This window comes from Thalassobaculum sp., assembly GCF_965223715.1.
Lineage (GTDB): Bacteria > Pseudomonadota > Alphaproteobacteria > Thalassobaculales > Thalassobaculaceae > Thalassobaculum.
Genome location: NZ_OZ245012.1, coordinates 2,004,960 through 2,028,857 on the forward strand (window position 1 = coordinate 2,004,960; position 23,898 = coordinate 2,028,857).

Annotated in this window: 19 protein-coding genes; 8 read left to right on the forward strand and 11 right to left on the reverse strand. The window is 68.0% G+C overall.

Going from position 1 to position 23,898, the window contains the following annotated elements:
* Positions 1–69: 69 nt before the first annotated feature.
* Together ACOQOP_RS09325 and ACOQOP_RS09330 are read right to left on the reverse strand one after the other, a co-directional pair.
* Positions 70–1,791, reverse strand: coding sequence for a methyl-accepting chemotaxis protein (locus tag ACOQOP_RS09325; RefSeq protein WP_420566054.1), 1,722 nt, complete (start codon positions 1,789–1,791; stop codon positions 70–72).
* Between the two features lie 469 nt (positions 1,792–2,260).
* Positions 2,261–3,814 carry an ABC transporter substrate-binding protein gene (locus ACOQOP_RS09330; RefSeq protein WP_420566055.1) on the reverse strand — a complete coding sequence of 518 codons (1,554 nt, stop codon included), beginning with the start codon at positions 3,812–3,814 and terminating at the stop codon, positions 2,261–2,263.
* A gap of 366 nt (positions 3,815–4,180) precedes the next feature.
* On the opposite strand from ACOQOP_RS09330, the gene ACOQOP_RS09335 reads away from it, so the two are divergent.
* Positions 4,181–5,401, forward strand: a complete 1,221-nt coding sequence (locus ACOQOP_RS09335; RefSeq protein WP_420566056.1) for a TauD/TfdA family dioxygenase — start codon at positions 4,181–4,183, stop codon at positions 5,399–5,401.
* Between the two features lie 55 nt (positions 5,402–5,456).
* Here ACOQOP_RS09335 and lpdA read toward each other — a convergent pair whose 3' ends face one another.
* From lpdA to ACOQOP_RS09355, 4 genes are read right to left on the reverse strand one after another with little or no spacing between them, the layout of a single operon-like run.
* Positions 5,457–6,845 (reverse strand): dihydrolipoyl dehydrogenase, encoded by a 1,389-nt coding sequence (lpdA, locus tag ACOQOP_RS09340; RefSeq protein WP_420566057.1) that lies wholly within the window; start codon positions 6,843–6,845, stop codon positions 5,457–5,459.
* Between the two features lie 3 nt (positions 6,846–6,848).
* Positions 6,849–8,141, reverse strand: a complete 1,293-nt coding sequence (locus ACOQOP_RS09345) for a dihydrolipoamide acetyltransferase family protein (protein WP_420566058.1) — start codon at positions 8,139–8,141, stop codon at positions 6,849–6,851.
* A gap of 1 nt (position 8,142) precedes the next feature.
* Complete coding sequence (locus ACOQOP_RS09350) at positions 8,143–9,156, reverse strand: alpha-ketoacid dehydrogenase subunit beta (protein WP_420566059.1); 1,014 nt, start codon at positions 9,154–9,156, stop codon at positions 8,143–8,145.
* Between the two features lie 3 nt (positions 9,157–9,159).
* Positions 9,160–10,416, reverse strand: a complete 1,257-nt coding sequence (locus ACOQOP_RS09355) for a 3-methyl-2-oxobutanoate dehydrogenase (2-methylpropanoyl-transferring) subunit alpha (protein WP_420566060.1) — start codon at positions 10,414–10,416, stop codon at positions 9,160–9,162.
* 194 nt (positions 10,417–10,610) lie between these two features.
* Between ACOQOP_RS09355 and ACOQOP_RS09360 the strand changes: the two genes are divergently transcribed.
* Positions 10,611–11,495 carry a LysR family transcriptional regulator gene (locus ACOQOP_RS09360; RefSeq protein WP_420566061.1) on the forward strand — a complete coding sequence of 295 codons (885 nt, stop codon included), beginning with the start codon at positions 10,611–10,613 and terminating at the stop codon, positions 11,493–11,495.
* Here ACOQOP_RS09360 and ACOQOP_RS09365 read toward each other — a convergent pair.
* The gene (locus ACOQOP_RS09365) at positions 11,484–12,386 is read right to left on the reverse strand and encodes a LysR substrate-binding domain-containing protein (RefSeq protein WP_420566062.1); all 903 of its coding nucleotides are present in this window, start codon (positions 12,384–12,386) and stop codon (positions 11,484–11,486) included. The two genes, ACOQOP_RS09360 and ACOQOP_RS09365, sit on opposite strands and share 12 nt — an antisense overlap.
* 108 nt (positions 12,387–12,494) lie before the next feature.
* Here ACOQOP_RS09365 and ACOQOP_RS09370 point away from each other — a divergent pair, with 108 nt between their 5' ends.
* Positions 12,495–13,622 (forward strand): TauD/TfdA family dioxygenase, encoded by a 1,128-nt coding sequence (locus ACOQOP_RS09370; RefSeq protein WP_420566063.1) that lies wholly within the window; start codon positions 12,495–12,497, stop codon positions 13,620–13,622.
* A 94-nt stretch (positions 13,623–13,716) separates the two neighbouring features.
* Positions 13,717–15,267 (forward strand): AAA family ATPase, encoded by a 1,551-nt coding sequence (locus ACOQOP_RS09375; RefSeq protein ID WP_420566064.1) that lies wholly within the window; start codon positions 13,717–13,719, stop codon positions 15,265–15,267.
* A gap of 144 nt (positions 15,268–15,411) precedes the next feature.
* On the opposite strand, the gene ACOQOP_RS09380 is transcribed toward ACOQOP_RS09375, so the two are convergent.
* Both ACOQOP_RS09380 and ACOQOP_RS09385 read right to left on the reverse strand, forming a co-directional pair.
* Positions 15,412–15,852 (reverse strand): type II 3-dehydroquinate dehydratase, encoded by a 441-nt coding sequence (locus tag ACOQOP_RS09380; protein ID WP_420566065.1) that lies wholly within the window; start codon positions 15,850–15,852, stop codon positions 15,412–15,414.
* Between the two features lie 25 nt (positions 15,853–15,877).
* The gene (locus tag ACOQOP_RS09385) at positions 15,878–17,593 is read right to left on the reverse strand and encodes an FAD-dependent oxidoreductase (RefSeq protein WP_420566066.1); all 1,716 of its coding nucleotides are present in this window, start codon (positions 17,591–17,593) and stop codon (positions 15,878–15,880) included.
* A gap of 135 nt (positions 17,594–17,728) precedes the next feature.
* Between ACOQOP_RS09385 and ACOQOP_RS09390 the strand changes: the two genes are divergently transcribed.
* From ACOQOP_RS09390 to ACOQOP_RS09405, 4 genes are read left to right on the forward strand one after another with little or no spacing between them, the layout of a single operon-like run.
* A complete protein-coding gene (locus ACOQOP_RS09390; protein ID WP_420566067.1) occupies positions 17,729–18,790 on the forward strand; it encodes a Gfo/Idh/MocA family protein in 1,062 nt (353 codons plus the stop codon).
* Complete coding sequence (locus tag ACOQOP_RS09395; protein ID WP_420566068.1) at positions 18,787–19,590, forward strand: sugar phosphate isomerase/epimerase family protein; 804 nt, start codon at positions 18,787–18,789, stop codon at positions 19,588–19,590. Before ACOQOP_RS09390 ends, ACOQOP_RS09395 begins: the two co-directional genes overlap by 4 nt.
* 40 nt (positions 19,591–19,630) lie before the next feature.
* The gene (locus tag ACOQOP_RS09400; protein ID WP_420566069.1) at positions 19,631–20,338 is read left to right on the forward strand and encodes a hypothetical protein; all 708 of its coding nucleotides are present in this window, start codon (positions 19,631–19,633) and stop codon (positions 20,336–20,338) included.
* The gene (locus tag ACOQOP_RS09405) at positions 20,335–21,234 is read left to right on the forward strand and encodes an NAD-dependent epimerase/dehydratase family protein (protein WP_420566070.1); all 900 of its coding nucleotides are present in this window, start codon (positions 20,335–20,337) and stop codon (positions 21,232–21,234) included. The genes ACOQOP_RS09400 and ACOQOP_RS09405 overlap by 4 nt, the downstream gene beginning before the upstream one ends.
* A gap of 181 nt (positions 21,235–21,415) precedes the next feature.
* On the opposite strand, the gene ACOQOP_RS09410 is transcribed toward ACOQOP_RS09405, so the two are convergent.
* Positions 21,416–22,465 (reverse strand): helix-turn-helix domain-containing protein, encoded by a 1,050-nt coding sequence (locus tag ACOQOP_RS09410; RefSeq protein WP_420566071.1) that lies wholly within the window; start codon positions 22,463–22,465, stop codon positions 21,416–21,418.
* Positions 22,466–22,875: 410 nt separating this feature from the next.
* Positions 22,876–23,889, reverse strand: a complete 1,014-nt coding sequence (locus ACOQOP_RS09415) for a dimethylarginine dimethylaminohydrolase family protein (protein WP_420566072.1) — start codon at positions 23,887–23,889, stop codon at positions 22,876–22,878.
* Positions 23,890–23,898: the final 9 nt, after the last annotated feature.

The window sequence follows — 23,898 nt, forward strand, 5'->3', positions numbered from 1 at the left end:
AGGTCGGGGCTGGTGTGGAAGGCCTACACCGATACCCCGATCCGCATCCGCCGCCAATACGGCGTCTCGTCAGCCGGCACGCACCTCGGCCAGGAAGTTGCCGACCTCGCGGCTGAGCAGGTTGGACTGACCCGACAGGTCGCCCGCCGCCGTCTCGATCCGGCGCGCGCCCTCGGAGGTCGTACCGACCGCTTGGTTGACGCCGGCGATGTTGGACGAGACCTCGCGGGTGCCGGCGGAGGCCTCCTCGACATTGCGGGCGATCTCGCTGGTCGCCGCCCCCTGCTCCTCGACCGCCGCCGCCACCGCGGCCGCGATCTCGTTCATCCGGGCGATAGTCTGAGAGATATGAGAGATGGCCGCCGCCGCCTCGCCGGTGCCCGACTGGATGCTGCCGATCTGCTGGCTGATCTCCTCGGTCGCCTTGGCCGTCTGGCCGGCCAGCGCCTTGACCTCGGAGGCGACGACGGCAAAACCCTTGCCCGCCTCCCCGGCCCGCGCCGCCTCGATGGTGGCGTTCAGGGCCAGCAGGTTGGTCTGTTCGGCGATGTCCTGGATCAGGGTGACGACCGTGCCGATCCGCTCCGCCGACTGGGTCAGGCCGTTCACCATCGCTACCGTCTGCTCGACCTCGCTGGCAGCCGCACTGGCGATCTGGGAGGAGTTCGACACCTGCCGGCGGATCTCCTCGATCGAGCTGGAGAGCTCCTCGGCCGCCGAGGCCACGGTCTCCACATTGGCCGCCGCCTGATCGGCGGCCGCGGCGACCGAAGTGGACTGGGAGCCGGCCCGGTCTGCCGCTCCGGTCATGGACGTGGCCGAGTCCTTGAGGTCCGCCGCCGCCTTGGCCACCGCCTGCACCACGTTGCCGACCCGGTCCTCGAAGGCCTTGGCGACGGCCAGCATGTTCTCCTTACGCTCGGCCTCCTGACGCGCCTCGGCTTCCTTCTGGCGCTCGGCGGCCCGATCGGCCTCGACCAGATCGGCATGGAGCTTCACCAGCGAAGCGCCGACCGCTCCGAACTCGTCGCGGCGGCCGCTGTCCAGGTTGATCGGCTCGGGCGCACGGCGGGAGACGATGTCCAGATCGGCGAGCAGCTTGTCGATCGGCTCGCGGATCACCCGGAACAGGTAGATCGACAGGGCAATCGCCACGAGGATGGCGATGCCCGCGGCGATGATCAGCATGTTGACGGATTGGGCCACATCGGAGCGGACCTGGGTCATGTTCTCCACGGCATGGGCGGTGGTGGCCGCACCCTTGCCTTCGATCAGGCCGCTCAACTCGTCCAGCGCCCCGGCCATGTTGGCCGCGGCAGCGTCGAACGCGCCCATGAGCCTGTTGCCGGCAGGCGCACCGCCCTCGATATAGGCATTGGCCATCCGCTCGCCTTCCCCATAGAACGCCGGCATGGCATCCGCAGTCCGCTTCAGCGCGGCGACGACATCGTCATATCCGAGGTCCCGGGCCAGCGCCTCGGCCTTGGCGACGACGCTCTGGAACGACTGCCGGTGGCTGCGCGCCTCATCGAACCCGTCGTTCAATCCGTCCTGCCCGCGGGTGGCGGAGATGTCCGTCAGCCACTGCTGCACCTGCACCACATGGAAACGAACATCCTTCACCAGGAGGTCGAGCGGCACGATCTTGGTGAAGGCCGTGTTCACCTCGGACTCCAGTGTCTTCAGCCGATCGAGGTCCCGGGAGAGCGAGACCGCCTCGTACCCGATCGCGGCGACAAAAATCAGGATGATGCCCGCGAGACACGCGGCCATTTTCTGGCGGATGGTCATGGTCGAAGAAATCCCGCTGGGCCAGGACAACCTGGATCGGTGGCTGACGAAACGGCGGCGACGCTAGCCATGAATTCGTCTGCCATCTACACAGCAGAAGGACTTTATTTTTCTAAAATTTCTTCTTTTTAATCCTTAACTGCCCCGTTTAATCTTCAAGATTGTTGATAAACATAATTTATACGCACATGCCGGAGCACCAATCCGATACAAGTGATGTCCATGCCTCGCCCGTTATTCCAGAATGGGAAAGTCACGAAAGGCTGTCTCGGGACTGTTAACCGCAAAACCCGGGACAGGTCAGGTAGCCATAGAATAAAAATGGATACCAGAATACAGCAATAAGACACACGCTCCTTACGGGCTACAGGACCGAATATCGAGGCAGGTTCGCCCCCTCCCCACATGAACGAAAAACGGCGGGCCCGAGGGCCCGCCGTCCATCATGCGTTCATCCGGAGATCCGGGCTTATTCGAACCACCAGCGCTCCATCCAGCGCTCGCCGTCCAAATCCCAGTTCGACGCGAACTTGTCGTGGCCGATCTTGTCGGAGGTGGCGAAGACGTAGGAAGCGAACATCGGAATGACCACGCCGCCGGTCTCGTTCAGGATGACCTGCATCTCGTAGTACATCTCGCGACGCTTGGCCTCGTCGAGCTCCGCGCGGGCCTTGAGCAGCAGTTCGTCGAAGCGCTCGTTGGACCAGAAGCTGTCGTTCCAGGCCACACCGCTCTGATAGGCGGTCGAGAACATAAGGTCCTCGATCGGGCGACCGCCCCAGTACACCGCGCAGAACGGCTTCTTCATCCACACGTCGGACCAGTAGCCGTCATTCGGCTCGCGGACCGGCGTGATCTCGATGCCGGCCGCCTTGGCCGAGTTCTGGTACAGGACCGCCGCGTCGACCGCGCCGCCGAAGGCCGCATCGGCCGCCGACAGGTTGACCGACAGGGAGTCCATGCCGGCCTGTTTCAGGTAGAACTTGGCCTTGTCCGGGTCGTAGGAGGTCTGCGGCATCTCGCTGTTGAAGAAGCGCTGGTTCGGGCCGATCGGCACGTCGTTGCCGACCGAGCCGTAGCCGAACAGGATCTTCTCGACCATCTCCTCGCGGTTGATGGCGTGTTTCAGCGCGCGTCGGACGTTCACATCGTTGAACGGTGCTGCGCGGCAATCCATCGCGAAGGTGTAGTGCTGGGTACCGGCGACCGAGTTGATCTCGACGCCGGGCTTGCGGCCGAGCAGGCCGCTGGTCTTCAGGTCGAGACGGTCGATCGCGTGCACCTCGCCGGAGACCAGGGCGGTGGTGCGGGCGTTCAGGTCGACCAGGCAGTGCATTTCCACGGCGTCGAAATGGCCGCGGCTGTCGTCCCAGAACCCGTCATAGCGCTCGAAGGTGGCGATCACGCCCGGATCGAACTTGGTCAGCTTGTAGGCGCCGCAGCCGATGCCGGACTTCCAGTCGAGCTTGCCGTCCTTGGCCGGGCCGATGGCCAGGTGATAGTCGCTCATCACGAACGGGAAGTCGGCGTTGCCGCCGTCGAGCACGAAGGTGACGGTGGTCGGGTTCTCGACCTTGATGTCCTTGATCGCCTTGACGATCGGACCGGCGGCCGAGGTCGACTGCTCGCCCCGGTGATGGTTGATCGCCGCGACCACGTCGTCCGCGGTCAGCGCGCGGCCGTCATGGAATGTGACGCCCTTGCGCAGCTTGAAGGTCCAGGAGGACGCGTCGGCGGAGGCCTCCCAGCTCTCGGCGACGCCCGGCTTCACGCCGCCATCGGCGCCGATTTCGGTCAGATAGCCGTGCAGCCCGAACAGCAGGGCGAGAGTGAAGCCGTTTTCGGAAAGCCCCGGATCCAGCGTGTCCGAGGTCGACCCATGGGCCTTGCCCATCTTCATCGTGCCGCCCTTCTTCGGCGCGGCGGACGCGCCCGAGAGCGGAAGGCTCGCCGCGATACCAGCGACGGCCGTGGTTTGCATGAACCGGCGGCGATTGAAGGCGCCGCTCAAAATCTTGGTCATGTGGTATCCCCTTTTGTGAAGCCTGATCCAACGGCGCCCCAAGGCCGGCGCGGAACCTTCGGACTCAATCGGGTCCCATTTTCCCCGGACCCAAAGCTAACGCACATCAGCCAAACTGCCCGTCTGGCGAGGCCACCGTTTTCGGCATGGCCGGCTTATAGCACCCCGATCCCGCAACCGCACCCCAAGGGACCGGAGACGTATTCGGTGCATCAACCCCACCCGAAGTCAACCAAACCGACCTATGCGTGTCCTGGCGCATTTTCCTTTCGCCTCCGCGGCCGTTCAGACACACTGCGCGCAACGGGGCGCGCGGCGTCGCGCCCGTCGCAGACCGACACACCGATACATATGGAGAGATACCACATGGCACAGGTCCTGGAGCCCGTGGCCGAATCCACCGGTCTCCCCGGCACGCCAGATTTCGACAGCTATCCGGTCCAGCACTGGCCCCTCGCCGCCCGGGCGGCCGAGGGCGGTGTCGAGGTGGAATGGGACGACGGCAGTCGGAGCAAGTACCACCCGATGGTCCTGCGCGAGAATTCGCCGGACCCCGAGACCACCCACCCCGTGACCCGGGAACAGGCGCGGATGCTGACCGAGTTCCCGGCCGATCTGGCCGCGGTGGAAGCCTCGATCGACGGGTCCGGCGCCCTCGCGGTGCGCTGGTCCGACGGCACCGACAGCCGCTTCCATCCGGGCTGGCTGTACGCCTACCGGCCCGGTCAGGCGAGCCGCGACGAGGACCTGCCGGAGCGGGTGATCTGGGGCGGCGACCTGGACGTCTCGGCCGTGCGGGTCGACGGCTCCAACATCCTGGAGGACGAGGACCAACTCGCCAGATGGTGCGAGGCGCTGCACGTCTACGGCTTTGCGATCCTGGAGAATGTCGGCACGGACCGCTCGGTGATCGAACAGGTCCCCGCCCTGCTCGGCCCGCTGCGGGACAACAATTTCGGCCGCGTCTTCGACGTTGTCACGAAGCCGGACGCGGACTCCAACGCCTATACCTCGATGGGCCTGCCGCTGCATGTGGACCTGGCGACCCGGGAGTACATGCCCGGCCTGCAGTTCCTGCACTGTCTGCAGAACGAGTCGACCGGCGGCGAGAGCATGCTGGCCGACGCCTTCTTCATCGTCGCCAAGCTACGCCGTGAGGCCCCGGAGCTGTACGAGGCGCTGTCCACCACGCCGATGACCTCGGCGAACAAGGCGGTGAACACCGACTACCGCTGGACCGTCCCGATGATCCATCTGGACCAGGCGACCGGGGAGCCGAAGGAGGTGCGCTGGAGCCCGTGGCTGCGCGCGCCGCTGACGGCGGATTTCGACACCGCCGACAAGGTCTACAAGGGCCTGCGCCGGCTGTTCGAGATGGGTGAGAGCGCCGACAACACGGTGAAGGTCCGCCTGAAGCCGGGGGAAATGCTGGGCTTCGACAACCGGCGGGTCCTGCACGGCCGCACCGCCTTCGACCCGACCACCGGCGGACGCGCCCTGCGCGGCTGCTATGTGGAGCGCGAGGAGCTGTGGTCGCGGCTGCGGATCATTGCCCGGCACGAGCGGGCTAGGCTCGTCTCAAACTGAGCCGAGCGACATCGCAAAGATATAGCCCCGGACCCAGCGGTCCGGGGCTTTTTCGTTAGATATGCAGCGCGTGACCCAGGGTGCGCAGGGATGCCTCGTGAAACGCCTCGCCATGGGTCGGATGGGCGTGGATCGTGCCCGCCACATCCTCCAGCCGCGCGCCCATCTCCAGCGCCAGGGCGAAGCCGGCCGCCATCTCTGAGACATGGGCGCCGACCGCCTGCACGCCGAGCAACAGGTGATTGTCCTCGCGCGCGACGACGCGAACGAAGCCGTCCTCCCGCGCCGTCGTCATCGCCCGTCCGTTCGCCTGAAACGGGAACAGCTTGGAGACCGCCCGGTGTCCCTCCGCCTCGGCCTCGGCCGGGCTCAGGCCGACGGTGACGATCTCCGGATCGGTGAAGCAGATGGCGGGAATCGCCACCTTGTCCCAGGACCGGCGCTCACCGGCCAGGATCTCCGCCACCATCTCGCCCTGGGCCATCGCCCGGTGGGCCAGCATCGGCTCGCCGGAGACGTCGCCGATCGCGTAGACCCCGCGCATGGAGGTGCGGCAGCGGTCGTCGATCCGGACAAACCGGCCGGCGCGGTCGAGGTCCAGTTCCTCCAGCCCGTAGCCCTCGGTCTTCGGCCGGCGCCCGACCGTGACCAGCACCTTGTCCGCCGGCACGGTCTTGGACTTGCCGCCGTGATCGATCTTCAGCCCCTTCTTGTCGAGCCCGCCAGCCTTGGCCCCGGTCAGCACCGTGACGCCCAGTTCCTCCAGGCGCGCCAACACCGGGCGGACCAGTTCGGCATCGTAAAGCGGCAGCACGCGGTCCGCTGCCTCGACCACCGTCACCCGGCAGCCGAGCTTGGCGAAGGCGGTGCCCAGCTCCAGGCCGATATAGCCACCGCCGACCACCGCCATCGACGCCGGCACCTCCTTCAGCGCCAACGCGCCGGTGGAGGAGATCACCCGGTCGCCGAAAGGCAGGTCCGGCAACTCGACCGGCTCGGAGCCGGTGGCGATGACGATGTTCTCGGCGCGGATCGTCTGGGTACCGGTATCGGTGGCGACCTCCACGGTCTTGCCGTCGACGAACGTGGCCCAGCCGCGGATCGACTTCACGCCGGCCTTCTTCAGCAACCCGCCCACACCCAGGTTCAGCCGTTCGACGATGCCGTCCTTCCAGGCGATGGTCTTGGGGAAGTCGATCTTCGGCGCCGAGGCCGACAGGCCGAACGGCGTGCTGCCGGCCGCCGCCTCGTCCAGCTTGTGGAACTCGTCGGCGGCATGGATCAGCGCCTTGGACGGGATGCAGCCGACATTGAGGCAGGTGCCGCCCAGGGGCGCGCCGTCGACGATCACCGTGTCGAGCCCGAGCTGGCCCGCCCGGATGGCGCAGACATAGCCGCCGGGACCGGCGCCGATGACGAGAACCTTGCAGGTGATGTCGCGCATCGCTCAGTCCTCCACGAACAGGGTGGCCGGGTTTTCGAGCTGCTTTCGGATCGCCTGCACAAACACCGCCGCGTCCCAGCCGTCGATGACCCGGTGATCGAAGCTGGAGGACAGGTTCATCATCTTGCGCGGCACGAACTGGCTGCCGTCCCAGACCGGGCGGACCTGCATCTTGTTCACGCCGACGATGGCAACCTCCGGCCGGTTGATGATCGGCGTGGTGGCGATGCCGCCGAGCGCGCCCAGCGAGGTGATGGTGATGGTCGAGCCGGAGAGCTCGTCCCGGCTGGCGGAGCCGGTGCGCGCCGCCTCGGCGAGGCGCGAGACCTCGGCCGCGCTGTCCCACAGCCCGCGCGCCTCCACATGGCGCACCACCGGGACCATCAGGCCGCCGGGGGCCTGGGTGGCGATGCCGATATGCACGCCGCCATACTGGTGGATGACGCCCGCATCGTCGTCGTAATGGGCGTTCATCGCCGGCTGCTTGGCGATGGCGTTGACCATGGCCCGCATCAGGAAGGGCAGCAGGGTCAGCTTCGGCCGGTCGCCGCCATGTTCCTTGTTCAGGGTCTCGCGCAGCCGCTCCAGCTCGGTCATGTCGATCTCGTCGACATAGGTGATATGGGCGACATGGGCATTGGCATCGGCCATGCGCTCGGAGATGCGGCGGCGCAGGCCGACGACCTTGATCTCCTCCACCGCCGTGTTGGCGACGCGGCCGCCACCGCTGCGCGCCTCGCCCGAACCGCTGAACCAGAGGTCCAGGTCCTCGTGGGTGATGCGTCCGGCGGGTCCGGTGCCGCGCACCTGGCGCAGGTCGACCCCGCCCTCCTTCGCCCGACGGCGCACGGAGGGGGCCGCCACCGGCCGGTCATGCTCGCCGCGCGCCGGACCGGCGGAGGGCACGGAGGCGGGCTTGGACGGTTTCTTCGGTTCCGGCTTCTCGGCCTTCTTCTCCGGTTTCGGAGCAGGCTTCGGCTCCGCCTCTTCGGCGGGCTCCTCCGGTTCGGGTTCAGCCTGCTTCGGTTCGGGCGCCGCGACGGTATTGCCGTCGCCGTCGACCTCAAGCGTCACCAGCGGCGATCCCACGGCGAGCACCTCGCCGACCTCGCCACCGAGCGACTGGACCATGCCGGCCACCGGCGTCGGGATCTCCACCGCGGCCTTGTCGGTCATCACCGTGGCGAGGATGTCGTCCTCCTGCACGATGGTGCCGACCTCGACGTTCCATTCGGTGAGTTCGGCCTCCGCGACCCCTTCGCCGACATCCGGAAGCTTGACGGTGTAGGTGCCCATCTCAGACCTCCAGCACTTCTTGCAGCGCCCGGCCGATCCGGTCGGGTCCCGGGAAGTAGTCCCATTCCTGGGCATGGGGGTACGGGGTGTCCCAGCCGGCGACCCGGCGCACGGGGGCCTCCAGATGGAAGAAGCACTCCTCCTGAACCAGCGCGGCCAGTTCGGCGCCGAAGCCGGACGTCAGCGTCGCCTCGTGCACGACCACGCAGCGCCCGGTCTTCAGCACCGACTGCTTGATGGCGTCGAGGTCGAGCGGCACCAGGGTGCGCAGGTCGATGATCTCCGCATCCACCCCCGCCGCCTCGGCCGCGGCCAGGCTGACATGCACCATGGTGCCGTAGCTCAGCATGGTCACCGCCTTGCCCTCGCGCACCACCTTGGCCTTGCCAAGCGGCACGGTGTAGTGGCCGTCCGGCACCTCGCCCAGCTCGGAGCTGGACCACGGCTTCACCGGCCGGTCGTGATAGCCGTCGAACGGGCCGTTATAGAGCCGCTTGGGCTCCAGGAAGATCACCGGGTCGTCGTCCTCGATCGCGGCGATGAGCAGGCCTTTGGCGTCGTGCGGGTTGGACGGCACCACCGTCTTCAGGCCGGAGACGTGGGTGAAGAGCGCTTCCGGCGACTGGCTGTGGGTCTGACCGCCGAAGATGCCGCCGCCGGTCGGCATGCGTACCACCATGGAGGCGGTGAACTGGCCGTTGGAGCGGTAGCGGATGCGCGCCGCCTCCGATACGATCTGGTCATAGGCCGGGTAGACGTAGTCGGCGAACTGGATCTCCACGCAGGGCCGCAACCCGTAGCCCGCCATGCCGATGGCGGCACCGACGATGCCGGCCTCGCTGATCGGCGTGTCGAAACAGCGCGACGGCCCGTATTTCTTCTGCAGGCCCGCCGTGCAGCGGAACACGCCACCGAAGAAGCCGACATCCTCGCCGAACACCACCACGTCGTCGTCGCGCTCCATCGCGACGTCCATCGCGTCGCGGATGGCCTCGATCATCGTGCGCCTGGTCATGGCTCAGTACCCCGCCTGCTGGCGCTGGCGGCGCAGATGCGGCGGCATCTCGGCATAGACCCCCTCGAACATGTCGCGCACGGAAGGGTGCTGGCCGGAATGCAGGGTGCCGTGCTTCTCGGCTTCCTTCTGGGCGGTGATGATCTCGTCGCGGATCTCCGCCTCCGCCTGGGTGTGGCGCTCGTCGGACCATTCGCCGATGGCGATGAGATGGTTCTTCAGCCGCAGCACCGGATCGCCCAGCGGCCAGGCGTCGCTCTCGGTCTTCGGGCGATAGGCCGAGGGGTCGTCGGAGGTGGAATGGGCACCGGCACGGTAGGTGACGTGCTCGATCAGGGTCGGCCCGAGATTGCGCCGGGCCCGCTCGATCGCCCATTTGGCCACCGCATAGACCGCCAGATAGTCGTTGCCGTCGACCCGCAGGGACGGAATGCCGAAGCCGAGGCCGCGCGCCGCGAAGGTTCCGGAGCCGCCCCGCGCGATCCCCTGGAACGTGGAGATGGCCCACTGGTTGTTGACGATGTTGAGCACCACCGGCGCCTTGTAGGTCGAGGCGAAGACCAGACCCGCATGGAAGTCTGACTCGGCGGTGGAACCGTCGCCGATCCAGCCGGCGGAAATCTTGCGGTCGCCCTTGATCGCCGAGGCCATGCCCCAGCCGACCGCCTGGATGAACTGAGTCGCGAGGTTGCCGGAGATCGAATAGAAGCCGTGCTCCCGCGAGGAGTACATGATCGGGAGCTGGCGGCCCTTCAGCGGATCTTTCTCGTTGGAATAGATCTGGTTCATCATGTCGACCAGCGGATAGCCGGCGGCGATCAGCAGCCCCGCCTGCCGATAGGTCGGGAAGTTCATATCGCCGGGCGACAGCGCCTTCTGGAAGGCGCAGGCGATCGCCTCCTCCCCCAGGTTCTGCATGTAGAACGAGGTCTTGCCCTGGCGCTGGGCGATCATCATGCGGGCGTCGAAGGCCCGCAGGGTCATCATGTGCTTCAGGCCCTCGCGCAGCTCCTCGGCGGTCAGCAGATCGGCCCAGGGGCCGACGGCCACCGCGTCGCGGTTCAGCACGCGGATGATCGAAAAGGCCATGTCGCGGATGTCGTCGGGGGCCACGTCCACCGGCGGGCGTGGCACGGTGCCGGCTCGGGCGATCTTGACGGTAGAGAAGTCCGGCGTGTCGCCGGGGCGCACCGCCGGTTCCGGCACGTGCAGGCTCAAGCGGGTTTCGGGCGGAGTTCCGGTTCCGGTCTCCTCGCTCATGCTCCCTCCTCTCGGCGGCACCTGCACGGTCAACACCCTCGCGCCGCTCCAGTTCCCTCATGTGTCTCTTACGATCACGGATTTCGAGATCCGGCGGCTATCGGAACGCAGCTTTATTTTGCAAATGTGCTGGATTGAATAGGATAGATGTCAAAATCATTTTGCGTTTTCGGCGGGAAGGGGAGTCGCGACGGATGGACTGGGACGACCTGAAGCTGTTCCTCGCCATCGGCCGTCAGGGCAAGCTGACCGCCGCCTCGCGCCGCCTGGGGTTGGACGTCGCCACCCTGAGCCGGCGGATGACCGGCCTGGAGCACAGCCTGGAGACCAAACTGTTCGAGCGCAGCCCGAAAGGCTACGCGCTGAGCGAGGCCGGCCATGCGCTGATGCAGCATGCCGAGGCGATGGAGCTGGCGGCGGAAGCGGCGCGGGAGCGGGTCGGACAGGCGGCGGAGACCCTGAGCGGTGCGGTGCGGATCGGCGTGCCGGAGGGCGTGGCGAACTTCCTGCTGTCGGACATCTGCATCGAGCTCTGCGACGCCAACCCGGACCTGGAGGTGGAGGTCGTCGCCCTGCCCCGGGTGTTCAGTCTGTCCCAGCGCGAGGCCGACCTGGCCATCGCCGTCTCGCCGCCACCGAGCGGGCGGCTGACCGTGCAGCGGATCACCGACTATCGCCTGCGGCTCTACGCCACCGAAGCGGTGATCGATGCCCATGACGGCTTCAAGAAAGACAGCGAACTGCGCCGGGCGCGCTGGATCGGCTACATCTCCGACCTCGTCTTCGATCCCTCGCTGGACTACATCCCGCATGTGGTCAGCGACGTGCGCCCCGCCCTGACCTCCACCAGCCTGCTGATCCAGTTGCGCTGGCTGCTGGCCGGGGCCGGCGTGTGCATCCTGCCGGACTTCATCGCCCGCGCGTATCCCGACCTCCAACCGGTGCGCGGCGAGGAGATCGCCCTCAAACGCTCGTTCTACCTGATCCGCCACGAGACAGACGTGCGGCTGAAGCGGGTCTCCGCCGTGGCCGACCGGATCGTCACCGGCCTGCGCGAACGGGTGCAGTCAGCCGGCTGAGAACCAGGACCGGAACCATTGGAGGGCGCGGTCCACATCCTCCGCGGCGGCCCGGTCGCTCCACACGAACCACCAGCCCCAGTCCGGCCGCACCACCTCCGGGCCGACCGGCACGACAACGCCGCTCTCCAGCATCTCGTCGATCAGCGGCCGCCAGCCGAGCCCGATCCCGGTGCCGGCCAGCACTTCGGACATGACCAGCGGATAGTGGTTCAGCCGCACCCGGGCGGGCGGCGGGGTTCGGCGGGCGCCGGCGAGGCGCAGCCACTGCGCCCAGGTCATCCAGGGCCGGTCGCCCTCGTCCATATGGATCAGCCGCTCGTCCACCAGATCGTCCGGCGTCAGGGCCTGCAGTTCCGGCCGCGCCTCGGCCAGGCGCCAGCCGACAACGGGCATGACCGTCTCGGTCGCCAGCAGCACGGCATTCGGTCCCAGGTCGTCGCGATAGCCGTGGCGCACGCCGATGTCGAAGTCGGTGCGGTCGAACTCCAGCGACCGGTCGGCGATGGACAGGCTAATCGAGCGGCCACCCAGCGCCTCGCGCAGACCCTCCAGCCGGGGCATCAGCCATTGCTGGCCGAAGCCGGAATGGGTGGACAGGGCGAGGACGGTCCCGCCCTCTCCCGCGCGCAGGCCGTCCACCACCGCGGCGATGTCGCCGAAGCCGGCGTTGACCGCCTGCCACAGGCGCAGGCCCGGCTCGGTCAGGGTCACCCGGTTATGGGCGCGCTGGAACAGAAGGAGGCCGACCGCCGCCTCCAGGCCGCGGATATGCCGGGTCACCGCCGGCTGGCTGATCCGCAATTCCCGCGCCGCCCGGCTGAACCCGCCGAGCCGCCCGGCCGCCTCGAACACCGCGAGGGCGTTGAGGGACGGAAGCCTGTGTCGCATCTGTACCATAACTTCAGATTATAGTAGGCATCGGGATTTCATGTCTGTAACCCGTTCGGTTTCAAAGGAAGACTCACGTCCAGCACCACAAAGCAATGGAACTGGGCGATGACTTCCTGCGATTTGGATCCGGTGACCGGACACCTCTGGCTCGAGCAGGGCGGGCGGCGTGTACCGCTGGTGCCCCTTTGGCTGCGGGAGCGCAGCGAGGCTCCCGAGCAGATGGACCTGAACAGCCATCAGCGCACCTACGACCCGGCCCGCCTGCCGGCCGAATTGCGGATCGAGGACGTCCAATCCGACGGATCCGGCGTGACAATCGCCTTCTCCGACGGCCACCGCTGCCGCTTCGGTCTCAACTGGCTGGCGGTGGAGGCCGGACTGGCGCCCGATCCGACCGCCATTCCCGCCCCCATCTCCTGGACGGCCGACACCGTCACCCCGCCCACCGCGTCCTGGATCGCGCTTGAAACACCGGAGGTCATGCACGGGCTGCTGGAGGGCTTCTTCACCAGCGGCTTTGCCATCCTGCGCGACACGCCCACGGAGGAGGACAGCCTGCTGAAAATCGCCCGCCGCTTCGGGCCGATCCGAGAGACCAACTGGGGCGTGCTGTTCAACGTGCGCACCGAGGCCCAGGCGACCGACCTCGCCTATACCGGCCTGGCGCTGACCGCCCATTCCGACAATCCCTACCGCCGCGCGGCGCCGGCGATCCAGTTCCTGCACTGCCTGGAGAACGGGGCGACCGGCGGCGAGAGCACCTTGGCCGACGGCATCGCCATCGCCGCCGCGCTGAAGCGGGACGCGCCCGACGCCTATGCCGTGCTGACGCGGCTGCAGGTCTCCTTCCGCTACCGCTCGGCGACCGTGGACGACCGGGCGACGGCGCCGATGATCGACCTGGATGACGACGGCGAGCTCAGGGCGATCCGGCTGTCGACCCGGCTCGACTTTCCGCCGGCCGCCCATCCGGACGTGCTCGCCCTGTTCTTCGAAGGCCGGCGTCGGCTGGCCGCCTATGCCGAGGACCCGGCCTTTCAGATCCGCTTCAAGCTCGCGCCCGGCGACTGCCTGATGATGGACAACCACCGCACCCTGCACGGCCGCACCGCCTTCGCCGAGGACGGGCGGCGGTTCCTCCAGGGCTGCTATATCGACTATGACGGCCCGGAATGCCTGTACCGAGTGCATGCCGGGCGACGGGATTCCGCCGGCGGTGCGATCGCCGCCTGACGCTTCCGAACTTGCGTCGCCGGCCCGACGGGCCCATCTCGGAAGAGGCAGCGCAACGCCCGGCTGCCCCGCTCACCAACGCCAGGAGCCCGAGATGGCGACCGCCTCCCACGTGGTCGAAGACCAGAGCGCCGTCTTCGACTTCCTCGCCGACCCCGGCAATCATGCAGGCGCCGACACGGTCGACCGGATCGACACCCACGGGGCCGCGGTCTTCCTCGCCGGCGACGATGCCTACAAGGTGAAGCGGGCGGTGAAGTTCCCCTTCATGGACTTCTCAACCCTGGAGAAGCGCCGCACCGCCTGCGAGGCGGAGATCGCGGTGAACCGGCCGAACGCGCCCGACATCTATCTCGGCGCGCTGCCGATCACCCGCGACGGCAACGGGTTCGTCCTGAACGGCAGGGGCGAGCCGGTGGAGTGGTGCGTCCACATGCGCCGCTTCGACGTGGACATGACGCTGGACCGCATCGCCGAGCGCGACGGCCTCACCGATGACCTGCTCCGCAGGACCGCCGCGGCCATCGTCGCCTCGCACCGGCGCGCGCCGCTGCGCGAGGGCACCGGTTTTCCCGAGGCGCTGGAGGAGATCGTCGACAGCAATGGCCGCAGCCTCAAGGAGACGCCCGAGATCTTCGACAAATTCCGGGCCGAGAACCTGATCCGGCGGTCGCAGAAGGCCCTGACGGCGGTCAATTCCGCCCTGGACGCGCGCGAGCGGCAGGGACGGGTCCGGCGCTGCCACGGCGACCTCCACCTGCGCAATCTGGTCCTCCTGAACGACGGCCCCACCCTGTTCGACGCCATCGAATTCGACGAGGACCTGGCCACCACCGACGTGCTCTACGATCTCGCGTTCCTACTGATGGACCTGGGCGAACGCGGGCTGACGCGCGAAGCCAATCTGATCCTGAACCGCTATCTGGCCGAGGACCGCGACCCGAACCAGATCGCCGGGCTGGCGGCGATGCCGCTCTTCCTCAGCGTGCGCGCCGTGATCCGGGCCAAGGTCATCGCCGCCTCGGTGGAGAGCGCCCCAGAGGAGAAGCAGGCAGGCCTGATCGCGGATGCCCAGCGGTATTTCGACTTCGCAGAAGCCGTGCTCGTCCCCTATCCGCCGCGGCTGATCGCCGTGGGTGGGCTGTCCGGCACCGGCAAGAGCACGCTTGCTGCCGCGCTGGCCGGCGACCTGACGCCGTTTCCCGGCGCGATCCACCTGCGCAGCGACGTGATTCGCAAACGTCTGATGGGGGCGGGCGAGCACGAGAAGCTGGGCGATGACGGCTACACGCAGGACGTCACCCGACAGGTCTACGACACGCTGCTGCAGGAGGCCGAGGCCGCCTTGCGCGCCGGACAGAGCGTGATCGTCGATGCGGTGCACCAGAAGCCTGAGGAGCGCGAGGCGCTCGCCGATCTTGCCGGCGAATTGGACGTGGAGTTCACCGGCCTGTGGCTGGAGGCCCCCACCGACACCCTGGTCGCCCGCGCCGACAGCCGCGCCAAGGACGCGTCCGACGCCGACGGCAAGGTGGTCGCCGCCCAGGCGGAACGGGATCTGGGCTATGTCGACTGGTACCGCCTCGACGCCAGCGGTGGGCCGGAGCAAACGCTCGCCGCGGCCCGGTCAGCGGTGGGGGTTTAGCGCAAACCAATTCTCTCCCCGGATTTATTCCGGGGCAGCGCTAGGCTGGCGCTGACGTCGGTTAGCTCTGTACCGCGATCCGCCACGCTGACGCCTTGCCTCGGAATAAATCCGGGGAGTTCGTAATGGTGCGAGAAAGCGCCCCTACCCCCGCGCGTCGATCAGGTCGTACATCGCCTCCAGCGCCGTCACATAGCCCCGCGCCCCGAGCCCCGCGATCACGGCGGTGACCGCCTTGGACAGGATCGAATGCCGGTGGTCCTCGTCGCGGGCGTGGATGTTGGAGATGTGCAGCTCGATCACCGGGCCGCCGAAGATCTTCAGCGCGTCCTGGATCGCCACCGAATAGAAGCTGTAGGCGGCCGGGTTGATGATCACCCCGTCGGCCCGGCCCCGGGCGGCCTGCAGCATGTCGACGATCTCGCCCTCGATGTTCGACTGCATGAACTCCAGCGGCCCGCGCGCGGCATCCCGGCACCAGCCCTCGATCTGGGCGAGGGTCGTGCTGCCATAGATCTCCGGCTCGCGGATGCCCAGCGTGTTCAGGTTCGGGCCGTTGATGATGTGGATGGTGGGCGCGGGCATCGGTTTCCTCCCGGATCTTCGTTGATTAAGGACGCCGGCCCGCGGCGTGGCGGGCGGCGAGATAGGCGAAGGCGATGGCCGGGCCGAGATTGATCCCCGGGGCCGGATAGACCCCGCCCATCACCGAATGCATGTCGTTGCCGCAGGCGTACAGCCCCTCCAGCGGCGCGCCGTCGACCCCAAGCACCCGGGCGTCGGTATCGGTCTCCAGCCCGATGGCCGCGCCGATGTCGCCCGGCCACAGCCGGATGGCGTAAAAGGGCGGCGTGCGGATCGGGCCCAGCGTCGGGTTCGGGCCGTGCTTCGGATCGCCGTTGGCGCGCTGATAGACCGTCGTGCCGCGCTGGAAATCGGTGTCCTCCCCGGCCTCCGCGAACCGGTTCATGCGCTCGACCGTCTCGGCCAGCCCGGCCGGATCGATCTCCAGGATACGGGCCAGCTCCGCCAGCGTGTCGGCCCGCACCAAGTAGCCGTCGGCCAGGAACGGGCTCAGCCCGCGCCCACCCGGTCGCATCATGCCCAGCCCGTATTTCCGCAGGGCCTCCGCATCGCAGATCTCAAAGGCCGGGATGGTCGAGCCGTCCCTGTTGGAGGCGTACATGGCGGCCACGAACTGGTGATAGGACAGGCTCTCGTTCAGGAAGCGCCGCCCGTCGCGACCGACCGAAACGATCCCCGGCTTGGAGCGGTCGAGGACGAAATGCGGGAAGACCGCCATGGAGCCGTCGCGCCGCTTCCGGCGGGAGACCGGCGCCCAGAACACCGGCTGCTCCGCCCCCTCGCCGTAGCGCGCCCCGAGCGCCAAGGCGATGTCGTGCAGCGCCCCGGTATTCCCGGGTGCGGCCGGGCTGTACTCCGGCAGTGGATCCGGCAGGAGCTCGGCCCGCCGCGTGGGATGCCGGGCGAAGCCGCCGGAGGCAAGGATCACCCCGCCCGAGGCGGTCAACCTCTCCTCCCGGCCGCCGCGCCGGATCGTCACCGTGCGCAGTGTCCCGTCGCCATCGATAGCCGTCACCTCCGTCTCAGTCGCCACCGTAACCCCGGCATCCAGTGCCGCGCGCAGCAGCCGTCCGATCAACGCGTTGCCCATCACCAGCCGCGCACCCCGCCCATGGCGCAACCGATCGACCGCGTAGCCTGCCAGCATCCGCGCCGCATGGCCGAAGGACCTTGGCGACCTGGTCAGGTTCATCAGGTGGCCGATATCGTCGCGGTCCACCATCATGCCGCCGAACAGGGTGAATTCCGGGATCGGCGGCCGCAGCTTGCGCAGGGCCCGCCCCAGGGTGCCGCCGTCGAAGGGCTGCGCCTCCAGCGCCCGCCCGCCGGAGACCGATCCCTCAAGTTCGTACAGATAGTCCGGATGGAACGGCCGGGCGCGGAACTGCACGACGGTTCGTTGCTCCAGCCGCTTCACCGCCAACGGCCCCGCCTCCAGGAACGCCTGGCGCATCGCCCTTGGCGCCCGGTTGCCGATGGCGGCATCGAGGAAGGCGAGCGCCTGCTCGGGATTGTCTTCGTTGCCGCCCGCCCCGGAATGGCGGGTGTTCGGAATCCAGACCGTCCCGGCGGAGAGGGCGGACGTACCGCCCACATACTCCGAGCGCTCGATCAGCAGGGTCCGCGCGCCCTCCAGGCCGGCGAAGACGGCGGCGGCAAGCCCCGCCGCCCCGCCGCCGAGCACGATGACGTCCCAGTCGGCGGCGAGCGGATCGGCAGGCGTCGGCATTGTATCGGGCATCGGGGATCACGCGCTGGTCGAAGGGACAGTCGGAGGAACGGAGAGCCTATCCGAGCGCAACGGGTTTTCAATCACCGACACCCGTTCCAACGCGCAACACGGGCGGTGTAGGCTCTCGGAAAACGGGAGGGAACAATGGACGACCTCAAGGTCGCCGTGATCGGGGCCGGCGTGATCGGCCGCACCCATATCGACACGCTGTCGAAGGCAGCGGGAGTCGGCCTGGCGGCCATCGTCGATCCGATGCCGGCCGCCCGGGACCTGGCGGCCCGGCATCAGGTTCCACATTTCGCCGATCTCGAGGCCCTGCTGGCGTCCGGACGCTGCGAGGCGGCCATCGTCGCCTCGCCCAACGACACCCATGTCCCGATCGCCAGCCGCCTGCTTGAGGCCGGCCTTCCGATCCTGCTAGAGAAGCCGGTTGCCAGTTCCCTGGCCGAGGCGGCAACTCTTGCGGAGGTGGCGTCGCGGACCGGCGTCCCCGTGCTGGTCGGCCATCACCGGCGCCACAACCCACTGATCAAGGCCGCCAAACGGGCGATCGCCGACGGCGCCATCGGACCGCTGGTGATGGCGACGGTGACCTGCGCCATGCTGAAGCAGGCGGACTACTTCGACGTCCCCTGGCGCCGCGATCCCGAGCAGGGCGGCCCGTTGCTGATCAACGCGATCCACGACATCGACCTGCTGCGCCATTTCTTCGGCGAGATCGCGACGGTGCAGGGCACCCATTCCAACGCGACCCGCGGGTTGCCGGTCGAGGATACGACGGCAGCGATCCTGACCTTCGAGAGGGGCGGCCTCGCCACCATCGCCCTGTCGGACGCGGCGGTGGGCCCCTGGTCCTGGGAAGTGTCGTCGGGGGAGAACCCGGGCCGTTTCCCCAAGCACGATCACATCACCCACCTCTACTCCGGACGCGAGGGCGGCTTGAGCCTGCCAGACCTGTCGCTGTGGACCTACGAGCCCGGGGACAACTGGACACATCCTCTCACCCATCGCCGTCTGGAGGCGGGAACCGGCGACACCTATGTCGCCCAGGCGGAGCATTTCCGTGCGGTCGTGCGGGGCGAGGCCTCCCCGCTGGTCACCTGCGAGGACGGCATCGCGAACATGCATGTGGTCGCCGCCATCAAACGCTCGGCCGCGACCGGGCAGCTGGTGCGACTGTCCGACCTGCAGGAGACCGCCCCATGACCCGCGCCTATTCCCTCGGCTACCTGACCGGCAACGGCGTCGATCCGGTGACCGCCGTGACGATCGCCGCCGAGCATGGCTACGACATGGTCAGCTTCCGGTTGCTGCCGGCCGGTGGCGAGAGCCTGCACCCGCTGCTCGACGACGATCGCCTGCTTGCGGAGGTGAAGGCCGCCATGCGGGACACCGGCGTCACCATGGCCGATGCGGAAATGATCCGCCTGAAGCCGGACACCCGCCTGGACAGCTTCACCCCGTTCCTCGACCGCATCGCCGATCTCGGCGCCCGGCACGTCCTGGTCGCCATCGACGACACCGACCCGGGCCGGACCCAGGACAACTACACCGCCCTGTGCCACCGGCTGGGCGAATACCGCCTGACGGCCGACCTGGAGTTCATGCCCTGGACCGGCTGCAAGGATCTCGCCTCTGCCCGCCGGCTGGTGGAGGCGGCCGACCACCCGAGTGCGGCGGTGCTGTTCGACACCCTGCATTTCGACCGCTGCGGCTCCACCCTGGACGAGTTCGCCGCCCTGCCGGCCGGTCTGATGAACTACGTGCAGATCTGCGACGGGCCGGTGCCCTTCGATCCCTCCGACGAGGGGCTCATCGCCGTCGCCCGCACGGCCCGGATGATCCCCGGCGAGGGCGGCATCGACCTGGCCGCAATAGCAGCACTTGTCCCGCCCGGCATGACCGTCAGCGTCGAGGTGCCGAACCATGACCTCGCCGCCCGCCTCGGGCCGTCCGAGGTCGCCCGCCGCTCGCTGGAGGCGACCAAGCGCCTGCTCGGCGACTGACCGGTCCGACAGCAACAAAGTGAACCAACGAGGAAACATCATGGCCCTGACCGGCTCCGCCTTCCTGGCGATCTTCCACGACATCGATCCGCCCTCCTGGACCGAGTACATGGAATGGCACACCCGCGAGCACATGCCCGAACGGCTCTCCATCCCGGGCTTCACCGTCGGCAAGCGGCTGATCAACCACACCCTGCCGCGCTACCGTTACGGCACGGTCTATGGCGGCGAGACGCCCGAGGTGTTCCGCTCGCCGGCCTATCTGGAGCGGCTGAACAACCCGACCGACTGGAGCAACAAGGTGCAGCCGACCTTCCGCAACTTCCTGCGGGTCGCCTGCGAGCGGGTGGTGTCGGCAGGGGTCGGAGATGGCGGCGCGATGGCGACCGTGCGGCTCGACTTCCGGGACGGTGCCGGCGAGGACGACCTGCGCGCCGGTGCCGAGGCTCTGTGCGCCGCACTTCTCAAGGTTACGGGTGCCTGCTGTGCCCATATCGGCCTCGCCCGCAGCGAGATCTCCGGCGTGAGGACACGGGAGACCGAGCTGCGCCCCGGCATGGCGGAGAAGGAGTTCGACGCCATCGTCCTGGTGGAGGGCAGCGGCTTGCCGGAACTGGAGGCCTCGGTCGGAGCCATCGAGGCGGCCATCGCCGAGAGCGGCTGCGGCCTCGGGAACCCGGCGACCATCGTCTACACCCTCGCCTACCAGCTCACCGCCGCCGACATGGCGGCCGGGGGTGCGGCATGACCGTTCTCCTCACCGGCGGCGGCGGGTTCCTCGGCGCCTGGATCATCCGGCGGCTGACGGCACGGGGCGTGGACGTGCGGGTCTTCGACCGGCGCGAGGATCGCGGCATCGTGCGCTCCATCGCCGGCGACGCGGCCGACCGGATCGAGTGGCGCACCGGCGACGTGGCCTCGGGCGAGGACGTCATGCGGGCGGCGGAAGGCTGCGATTTCGCGATCCATCTGGCCGCCATCCTCACGCCCGCCTGCGCGCAGAACCCGATCCTCGGCGCCCAGGTCAATCTGATCGGCACCCTCAACGTGTTCGAGGCGGCCAAGGCCCAAGGAATGAGTGGTGTGGCCTATGCCAGCAGTGCCGGGGTGTTCGGCCCGGATGACGGGGCGATCCCCTACCCCACCACCCATTACGGCGCCTTCAAGCTCGCCTGCGAGGGCAGCGGGCGCGCCTATTGGCTGGATGCCGGGATCTCCAGCGTCGGCTTCCGGCCGGCCATCGTCTACGGGCCCGGCCGCGAGACCGGGCTGACCGCGGGGCCGTCCATCGCCTGCCGAGCCGCGGTAGCGGGACAAGCCTACACGATCGGCTATTCCGGGGCGGCGGACATGATCTATGTGGAGGACGTCGCCGCGGTGTTCGAGGCGGCCGCCACGCGACCCTTCGAGGGGGCGCACGCCTTCTCCCTGGTCGGCGAGGTCGCGGACGTGTCGGAGATCGCCGCCGGGATCAAGCGCCTGGTGCCGGGTGCGGCCATCGACTGGTCCGGCCCGCCCCTGCCGCTGCACCCGGTGATCGCGCCCAGCCCGATCGGCGCCGTGCTGGGCGAGCTGCCGCACACGCCCCTGGCGGATGGCCTGGCGCGGACGGTGGCGTTCTATCGGGGCGATGGGATCGGGTAGCGGTGCCCTTCCCTGCTCCCCTTCTCGTCTTCCCGGCCTTGCGCCGGGATCCAGGGGTCCGCATGTTGGAACGCCGGTAAGCAAGCCTCGACCTTTCCGGCGGGCCGCAATCCTGGGCCCCGGCTCAGGGCCGGGCAGACGGTTGAGGGTTGACGGTAGGGATCGACCTCTACGGTAACGACTAAACCCGCTCGCCATCGGACAGGGCGGCGCGGCGGGCGCGTTCCTTGACCTGGGAGGGCGGGTAGCCGAATTCGCGATGGAACGCCGTGGCGAAGTTCGCCGGGCTCGAATAGCCCGCCCGCTGGGCCACCTCACCGACCGACAGCCCCTCGCGGTCGAGCAGCTCGCGGGCCATCTCCAACCGCCGGACCCGGGCGAATTCCATCACCGTCTGGCCGTAGCAGTCGCGGAACACCCGCTGCAGGGTGCTGACGCTCATGCCAGTCTGGCTGGCGATGTCGGGAAGGTGCAGGCCGTCATCCAGGCTGCGCAGGATCAGCTCGCGCGCGGTCTGGGCCCGGACAACGTCCCGGGACCGCAGGTGACGCGGCATCGGACGTTGCGCCTCGTCACGGAAGCCGGAGAGCGCGTCGGCCAGCATGTTCAGCATGTCGCGCTCGCAGGCGATGCTGGTCAGCACGTTGGCGTCCGCACTGCGCGCCAGAAGATCCTCCGCACTGCGCACCGCCCCGGTCGACGGCTCCCAGTCCCTCATCGCGTTCTGCACCCGCAGGAAGGCGGCGAGTTCGTGCGACAGGCTCGATTCCGGATCCTCGCCGCCATGCTCCTCGAACCAGGAGAGCGGGATGCTCAGGGTCACCTTGCGGACGTAGCGGCCGCGGGCAGAGTTGCGCAGCAGGGTGGTCGGCCGGGTGACCGAAATGATCCGCCCCACGGGGCCGCGTCGGGCACTGCACGTGATCGCGGTACCCTCGATCGTGGCATCCACCGCCCCCTCGAGCAGCAGCAGCAGGCTCAACCCCGGCTGCAAGGTCACCCGCGACTGGATATCCGCCATCTCGATCGCGTCGGTCGCATGCAGGCTGATGCCGGAGGCGAAGTTCTGATAGGTCGAGCGGCCGTCCATGGGATGGGTCGGCACCGACATCTGTTCAGAGCGGACCGAGTAATCGACCTCCCCCGCCTGTGGGGCCGGTGGCAGCGGGTCGATCATCGAGGCGGAGCGCTCGGTCGAGCGGCGGGTTCCTCGACGGCTGATGTGGCTCATACGTGACGATCCTCGAGTGGACATGCAGATTGCTCAAACCAACATATTGCGAATGGCTCGCAATCGCAACGATGAGAAAGCTGTTCGTTTCCGCCTCCGGCTTCGCCCAACGCATTCCGGAAACGCTAAATGATTGCAAATAAGAACCCAATCCGAAAGGCACAGAGTGGGGTGATACAGGCGCAACTTGCACACATTGCGCAGGCAGGAACGTCGAAAATCCGGCTTTCTGCGCAAAATAGATTGGTTAACGCCAACGGCGCGCCGGCCCGCGGAATTCCAGCGACGCGGTCACTCCGCCGTGCCTTATGGTAGAGCGGCACCGCAAAAATGGATCGGGCCGCCTCTGTCGCGCGATGCCTTCGCACCTGCGAAAAGGGCGGCCCGTGATACAGATCGGCTAGGCGACCTCAGTCGACCGAGTCGCGGATCAGCGGCGAGGTCGAGCAGTGGATGCCGCCACCGCCCTGGAACACCTTGTCGTACTTCACCGGAACGATCTCGATGCCGAGCTTGTCCAGCGCGTCGGCGGTGTGCTTGGAGGCGCCGGCCTCCATGATAACCCGGCCGGGCTTCACCGCGATGCAGTTGACCACGCCCGAGGGATCGTCCGGGTGCACTTCGATGGTGCGGATGCCCAGCTCCTTCAGCTTGCCGAGGAACCAGAACGGAAGCTGGGTCGGGTTGATGATCGCGGTGTCCACGTCGATCATCACCAGTGCGCCGTCGATATGCAGGCGGTAGCCGGTCAGGTCGACACGCAGCAGTTCCACGCCCTGGGCGTTCAGCACCTCCTCGACCTGGCGGGTGCCCTCCTCGTTGACGCGGGAGGAGCGGCCGATCACGGCGGTCTTGGAGTTCAGCCACACGAAACTGCCGCCCTCCATCAGACCGGTGCCGTGCACGGTGCGCAAGATCGGCATGCCCAGCGCGCCGAGGGTCTCGGTCACCGGGGCCTCCTCGCCCCGGCGCACGATCGGGCCGAGACGGGTGACGATCGCCCCGCCCTTCACGCCGATGCAGGAATCCCTGGTGTAGATTGACTTGTGTTTACCGGGCGCGCAGCGCTTCAGGTAGACGACCTCCACGCCTTCGGCCCGCAGGGCGTCGGCGAGGGCGTCATGCTGCTCCTGCTGCTCTTCCATGGTGTGGATCTTGTCGCCGCGCCAGTACCAGGTCTGGCCCTCGGCATCGCCGTAGGACCCCAGATGCTCCAGGCGCTTGGACGGGTCGAGGATCTTCATCTCCTCGCCCGGGCGGTGCATCAGCACCATGCGGAGCTGGCCGACATCGTTGTCGCAGCCCCACTTGCGGCCCCAGACCGTCTCCTGCTGGGACGCGCTCTCGAATCCCGGCTCCTCGTGGCTGGGGAAGGTCTTGATTGTCATATTGTAGCGGTATTCGAACTCGCTGACCGCGCCCATGGCGGGTTC